This is a genomic window from Pseudomonas sp. NBRC 111139, assembly GCF_001753955.1.
Lineage (GTDB): Bacteria > Pseudomonadota > Gammaproteobacteria > Pseudomonadales > Pseudomonadaceae > Aquipseudomonas > Aquipseudomonas alloputida.
In genome coordinates this window covers 1-2,017 of sequence record NZ_BCBP01000141.1, presented here as the reverse complement: position 1 = coordinate 2,017, position 2,017 = coordinate 1, and the positions used below count along the sequence as shown (strand labels likewise).

2 protein-coding genes are annotated in these 2,017 nt (G+C 62.2%); both read left to right on the top strand.

From position 1 onward, the window contains the following. Positions 1-83 precede the first annotated feature (83 nt). Complete coding sequence (tnpB, locus tag BJQ17_RS29470; RefSeq protein WP_003458507.1) at positions 84-443, top strand: IS66 family insertion sequence element accessory protein TnpB; 360 nt, start codon at positions 84-86, stop codon at positions 441-443. 19 nt (positions 444-462) lie between these two features. Next, positions 463-1,977, top strand: coding sequence for an IS66 family transposase (locus tag BJQ17_RS29465; protein WP_082425862.1), 1,515 nt, complete (start codon positions 463-465; stop codon positions 1,975-1,977). Positions 1,978-2,017: the final 40 nt, after the last annotated feature.

Below are 2,017 nucleotides of genomic sequence, written 5' to 3'. Positions count from 1 at the left end.
GTATGCGCTCCATAGACCCCATATTCAACTGACCTCTCCGTATCCCGGATGCTGGGCTCCCTATTTTCCCGTGGAGTTCCGTCATGATGCGTCCCGACGCCAAAGTGCAGAAGGTCTATCTCTACCCAAAGCCCGTCGACTTCCGCAAATCCATCAATGGACTGGCCGCGCTGGTCGAGCTGGACATCAAGGTGGAGGTGTTCAACCCGGTGCTGTTCGTGTTCCTCAATCGCACGCGCAGCCAGGTCAAGATTCTCTACTGGGAGCGCAATGGCTTCTGCCTGTGGCTCAAGCGACTGGAAGCCGAGCGTTTCAAGACCAAACCCGATGCCGGTGACGAAGCCATCGAACTGACGGTCGACGAACTGAACTGGCTGCTCGACGGTATCGACCTGTGGCGTAACCGTCCGCATCAGGTTCTGACGCCGCGTTACGTGGCCTGAGCCGGTATAATCCGGCGCCATGAAATTTGGCGCCGACAACCTTCCCGACGATCCCGTCCTGCTCAAGGCTCTGATTCTGCAGTTGCAGGAAGAGAACGCCTTGCTGCGCCACAAGCTGTTCTCGCCCAAGTCCGAGCGCAGCCCTGAAGACGCCGACTCGCCGCAGTTGGCCATGTTCAACGAGGTCGAAGAGCTGATCGAAGCGGCCGCTGCGCCAAGCGAAGCCGAAGCCGAAGCCAAAGAAGTCGTTGCGCCGGTCAAGCGCCGTGGCAAACGCAAGCCGCTGCCGGCCAACCTGCCGCGTATGGAGGTCATCCATGAGCTGCCCGAGCACGAGCGCACCTGCGCCTGCGGTTCCTGCAAGCAGGTGATCGGCGAGGAGACCAGCGAGCAGCTGGAGATCATCCCGATGCAGGTGCGGGTCATCCGCCACATCCGCAAGACCTATGCCTGCAAGGCCTGTGAAACCGCGCCGGTCACCGCCGATAAACCGGCACAACTGATCGAGAAGAGCCTGGCCAGCCCCAGCGTGCTGGCGATGCTGCTGACCACCAAGTACGCCGACGGCATTCCGCTGTACCGCTTCGAAAAGATGCTCAGCCGCCACGGCGTCGACATCCCACGGCAGACCCTGGCGCGTTGGGTGATCCAAAGTGGCGAGCAACTGCAACCGCTGCTCAACCTGATGCGCGACAAGCTGCTGGACTACCCCGTGCTGCACTGCGACGAAACGCGCTTGCAGGTGCTGCATGAACCGGGGCGCGACCCCTCGGCACAATCCTGGATGTGGGTGCAAAGCGGTGGGCCGCCGGACAAGCCGGTGATCCTTTTCGACTACACAGCCAGCCGCGCGCAGGAGGTGCCGCTACGCCTGCTCGATGGCTACCGCGGCTACCTGATGACCGACGACTACGCCGGCTACAACGCCGTGGCTGCACGCGACGGCATCGAACGCCTGGGCTGCTGGGCGCATGCGCGACGCAAGTTCGTCGAAGCCCAAAAGGTGCAGCCCAAGGGCAAGACTGGGCGTGCCGACGTGGCGCTGAGCCTGATCAACAAGCTCTACGGCATCGAGCGTGACCTGAAGGACGCTGACCATAGCGAACGCCTCGACGTCCGCCAGCAACGCAGCCAGCCCCTGATCGACCAACTCAAGGCCTGGCTGGACAAAACCCAGCCGCAGGTCGCTGGGCAGACGGCCCTGGGCAAGGCGGTAAACTACTTGGCCAGAAACTGGAGCAGGCTGGTGCGCTACATCGAAGGCGGGCATCTACCGATCGACAACAACCGCGCCGAGAACGCCATCCGTCCCTTCGTCATCGGCCGCAAGAACTGGCTGTTCAGCGACACGCCGAAAGGCGCTACCGCCAGCGCGCAGATCTACAGCCTGATCGAAACTGCCAAAGCCAACGGGCAAGAGCCTTACGCCTGGTTGCGCCACATCCTTGAACGCCTGCCGACTGCCAGTAGCGTCGAGGATTACGAAGCGCTGCTGCCGTGGAACAGCTCGCCAGCTTCTGCCTCTGCTTCCTGAAAAAACCCGTCCGCCAGGACGGGGTTTATGGAGCGGTTAC